This window comes from Mesorhizobium sp. M7A.F.Ca.US.006.04.2.1 (assembly GCF_004022915.1).
GTDB classification, from domain to species: Bacteria; Pseudomonadota; Alphaproteobacteria; order Rhizobiales; family Rhizobiaceae; genus Mesorhizobium; species Mesorhizobium ciceri.
This window is the reverse complement of sequence record NZ_RZQA01000527.1, coordinates 1-4,582: the sequence shown is the minus strand read 5'-3', so window position 1 is coordinate 4,582 and position 4,582 is coordinate 1. Positions and strand designations below refer to the sequence as shown.

The 4,582-nt window shown below is 63.9% G+C and carries 3 protein-coding genes; 2 read left to right on the top strand and 1 reads right to left on the bottom strand.

Features of this window, described 5'->3' with window-relative positions; translation table 11 throughout:
* A partial coding sequence (locus tag EN925_RS24375; protein ID WP_206632902.1) for a CHASE3 domain-containing protein occupies positions 1-856 on the bottom strand: 856 nt, incomplete at its 3' end.
* A 258-nt stretch (positions 857-1,114) separates the two neighbouring features.
* Here EN925_RS24375 and EN925_RS24370 point away from each other — a divergent pair.
* Together EN925_RS24370 and ptsP are read left to right on the top strand one after the other, a co-directional pair.
* Positions 1,115-2,368: an aspartate kinase gene (locus EN925_RS24370; RefSeq protein WP_013529459.1), complete on the top strand. Its 1,254-nt coding sequence runs from the start codon at positions 1,115-1,117 to the stop codon at positions 2,366-2,368.
* Positions 2,369-2,451: 83 nt separating this feature from the next.
* A partial coding sequence (gene ptsP, locus EN925_RS24365) for a phosphoenolpyruvate--protein phosphotransferase (protein ID WP_128336991.1) occupies positions 2,452-4,582 on the top strand: 2,131 nt, incomplete at its 3' end.

Here is a 4,582-nt window from a genome sequence, read left to right as displayed (position 1 = left end):
CCGCGTCGATGATTTGTGCGATGTCGTGCTCGCCGCGCGCCAGCTTGCGCTGGGCGAGGTTCATGGCGCTGATGATCACCGCCAGCATGTTGTTGAAGTCGTGGGCGATGCCGCCTGTAAGCTGGCCGACCGCCTCCATCTTGTGCATCTGGCGGATCTGGGATTCTGCCTTTTCACGTGTCTCGATCTCACTGCCGAGCGCGTCGTTCTTGCGCACCAACTCCTCCTGGGCGACGACCACCTCAAGGAAGCGGCGGCGCGATTCCCTGATCGCGTAGCCGGCAAGCAGGAAGATCGCCAGCAGTGCCGCCACCGAACCGATGCGTAGCCAGGTCTCGACCTGGTCGGTATGCGCGTCGCGCGCGGCGACGGCTGCGGCGCTGATGCGTCGGACCGTATCCATGCTGGTTCGGATTTCGTCCATGACTGCCTTGCCCTGGCCGCTGCGAATCAGATCCAGCGCTTTCGTCGCATTGCCCTGGTCGTACAGGGCAATCGTCTCGGCCAGTTCAGCCTGCTTTTGCGAAAGCGCGTCCTTGATGTGGTTGATCGGCTGGACGAACTGGTCGTCGGGGGCGGTCAAGCTGTCGATACGGGCAAGTTGCCCCGGAATGGCGCCGACAGCGCTCCGATAGGGTTCGAGATAGGATTTCTCGCCGGTCAGCAGGTAGCCACGCTGGCCGTTCTCGGCTTCCTGTGCCAGAGAAAGCAGACCCGAAAGCAATTGCTGATATTCGATTGCCTCGCGCGCGGCGGCGCGGTTGGCCCGCTGTTCCTCGACCAGCATGGCACGGCTGCCGACAATAAGCGCCAGCACCGCAAAGCCTGCGACAAGCGGGAGCGATTGCCATCGCATGGCACGTCGAAACCGAGCAATCATCATCTGCTATGCCGAACCAAAAGAATTCCCCGCAGGCAGCATTTCGTAGGCGGCGCCGGGGCGGAAGGCAATATGCCGGCTTCTGGAGCCGGCAATTGGCCGCCAGCCTTGCGAAACCTTCGTCATTTGGCTAAGGAGGCCGCGCATTCAGCGGCCGGCGTCAGCCGGCCTTCCGCTTTTCGGGATTCCGGCTTTTGGCTGGGATCCGGCTTCAGGCAAAGGCATTTCGCTCCCATGGCGCGCATCGTGATGAAATTCGGCGGAACCTCCGTCGCCGACATCGCCCGCATCCGCAACGTGGCGCGTCACGTCAAACGCGAGGTCGACGCCGGCCATGAGGTGGCGGTGGTCGTTTCGGCGATGGCCGGGAAGACCAACGAACTGGTCGGCTGGACGCGTGAGGCCTCGCCGATGCATGACGCACGCGAATATGATGCGGTCGTCGCTTCCGGCGAGCAGGTCACGGCCGGCCTGCTGGCCATCACTTTGCAGAACATGGGCGTGCACGCCCGCTCCTGGCAGGGCTGGCAGATCCCGATCAAGACCGATAATGCGCATGGGGCGGCGCGCATCCTCGACATTGACGGTGCGTTCCTGATCAAGCGCTTCGGCGAGGGCCAGGTGGCGGTGATTGCCGGGTTCCAGGGCATCGGCCCGGACAATCGTATTGCCACGCTCGGCCGCGGCGGCTCCGACACCAGTGCTGTCGCCATCGCCGCGGCGGTCAAAGCCGATCGCTGTGACATCTACACCGATGTCGACGGGGTCTACACCACCGATCCACGCATCGAGCCCAAGGCGCGGCGGCTGGCCAAGATCTCGTTCGAGGAAATGCTTGAAATGGCCTCGCTCGGCGCCAAGGTTCTGCAGGTGCGTTCGGTCGAGCTTGCCATGGTGCACAGGGTGCGTACCTTCGTGCGGTCGTCCTTCGACGATCCCGATGCGCCCGGAATGGGGGATTTGCTCAATCCGCCCGGAACGCTCATTTGCGACGAGGAAGAGATCGTGGAACAGCAGGTCGTCACCGGAATTGCCTACGCCAAGGACGAAGCGCAGATTTCACTGCGCCGGGTCGGCGACCGGCCGGGCGTTGCCGCCGGCATCTTCGGGCCGCTGGCCGAGGCCAACATCAATGTCGACATGATCGTCCAGAACATTTCCGAGGACGGCAAGTTCACCGACATGACCTTTACCGTGCCGTCGGGCGATGTCGACAAGGCGCTGGCCGTGCTTGAACGCCTCAAGGCCTCGATCGGCTACGATGTCGTGCAGTCGGAAGCCGGCATGTCGAAGGTTTCGGTCATCGGCATCGGCATGAGGAGCCATGCCGGCGTCGCCGCCACCGCTTTCAAGGCGCTGGCCGACAAATCGATCAACATCCGCGCCATCACGACCTCGGAGATCAAGATTTCGATCCTGATCGACGGCCCGTATACGGAACTTGCGGTTCGTACTTTGCATTCCGTCTACGGTCTGGATAAGCAGTAGCGAGAACGATTTGAGTTGTTGCGTGTGCGCCGGTCGCGGTGGAAACTGCGGCGGGCAGAATGCCCATTGGAGAACAAGCCGCGATGCGTGATCAGGCCAGTGGCCCGCGCGTTTTGCTCAAACGGCTCCGCGAGCTCATGCAGGAGCCGCTGGAGCCGCAGGAGCGGCTTGACCGGATTGTGCGCGACATCGCCTCCAACATGGTCGCGGAAGTCTGCTCGCTCTATGTGCTGCGCGCCGATTCGGTGCTCGAACTCTACGCCACCGAAGGCCTGAACCCGAACGCCGTCCATTTGGCGCAGTTGCGGCTGGGCCAAGGCCTGGTCGGCACCATCGCCGCCAGCGCGCGGCCGCTCAACCTGTCCAATGCGCAGGAACACCCTGCCTTCGCTTACCTGCCGGAGACCGGGGAAGAGATCTACAACTCGTTCCTGGGCGTGCCGGTGTTGCGGGCAGGGCGCACGCTGGGCGTGCTGGTGGTGCAGAACAAGACCATGCGCCACTACCGCGACGACGAGGTCGAGGCGCTGGAGACCACGGCGATGGTGATCGCCGAGATGATCGCCACTGGCGATCTGGCGCGGCTGACCCGGCCCGGCCTCGAACTCGATCTGCGCCGTCCTGTCAGCTTCACCGGCCTGTCCTTCAATGAAGGCGTCGGGCTTGGCCATGTCGTGCTGCACGAGCCGCGCATCGTCGTCACCAATCTGTTCAACGAGGACAGCGAGGAAGAGGTTCGCCGGTTGGAGACCTCACTCAGCTCGCTCAGGTTGTCCATCGACGACATGCTGGAACGCCGCGACGTCGCCTTCGAGGGCGAGCATCGCCAGGTGCTGGAAGCCTATCGCATGTTCGCCAACGATCGCGGCTGGGTGCGCCGGCTGGAAGAGGCGATCCGCAACGGCCTGACGGCCGAAGCCGCGGTGGAAAAGGTGCAGAGCGACATGCGCGCCCGCATGCTGCACATGACCGATCCCTATCTGCGCGAGCGGATGAGCGATTTCGACGACCTCGCCAACCGCCTGCTACGCCAGCTGATGGGGCGCGGGCCGGAAGATGTCGCGGCATCGCTGCCTAAGGACGCCATCATCGTCGCCCGTTCGATGGGAGCTGCCGAACTGCTCGATTATCCCCGCGACAAGATGCGCGGGCTGGTGCTCGAGGACGGTGCAGCGACCAGCCACGTCGTCATCGTCGCCCGTGCCATGGGCATCCCCGTCGCCGGCCAGATGAAGGGCGCTGTTTCCATGGCGGAAAACGGCGATGCCATCATCGTCGACGGCGAGGAGGGCGTGATCCATTTGCGGCCGCAGCCCGATCTCGAGGCTGCTTATGCCGAAAAAGTGCGTTTCAGGGCGCGCCGGCAAGAGGTCTACCGCGAACTGCGCAAAAAGCCGTCGACGACCAGGGATGGTGTCCAGGTCGATTTGCTGATGAATGCCGGTCTTGCCGTCGACCTGCCGCAGCTTGCCGAAGCGGGTGCGGCCGGCATCGGTCTGTTCCGCACCGAATTGCAATTCATGGTCGCTTCCACCTTTCCCCGGGCCGAGGCCCAGGAAAAGCTCTACCGCGACGTGCTCGAAGCGGCGCGCGGCAAGCCCGTCACCTTCCGCACCATCGACATTGGCGGCGACAAGGTGCTGCCCTATTTCAAGGGCGCGATCCAGGAAGAGAACCCGGCGCTTGGCTGGCGGGCGATCCGCCTGACGCTCGACCGGCCGGGCCTGCTGCGCACCCAGATCCGCGCTTTGCTCAAGGCCAGCGGCGGCCGCGAATTGAAGCTGATGCTGCCGATGGTGACCGAGCTCGGCGAGATCACCCAGGCGCGCGAGATCATCGACCGCGAGGTGCGGCACTTGTCGCGCTTTGCCCATCATTTGCCGACCAGCCTGAAGCTGGGGGCGATGCTTGAAGTGCCGTCGCTGCTGTTCCAGCTCGACGAATTGATGAAGGCGGTCGATTTCGTCTCGGTCGGTTCGAACGATTTGTTCCAGTTCGTCATGGCCGTCGACCGCGGCAACACGCAACTGGCCAACCGCTTCGACACGCTGTCGGCACCCTTCTTGCGCGTCCTCAAGCAGATCGCCGATGCCGGCGTCCGCAATCACACGCCGGTGACGCTGTGCGGCGAACTCGCCGGCAAGCCGATCTCGGCGATGGCGTTGATCGGACTCGGTTTCCGCTCGATCTCGATGTCGCCGGCCTCGATCGGGC

Bases quoted from the DNA above. Each gene is read 5' to 3' on its own strand.
- EN925_RS24370 (WP_013529459.1), top strand. From the start codon at position 1,115: ATGGCGCGCATCGTGATGAAATTCGGCGGAACCTCCGTCGCCGACATC.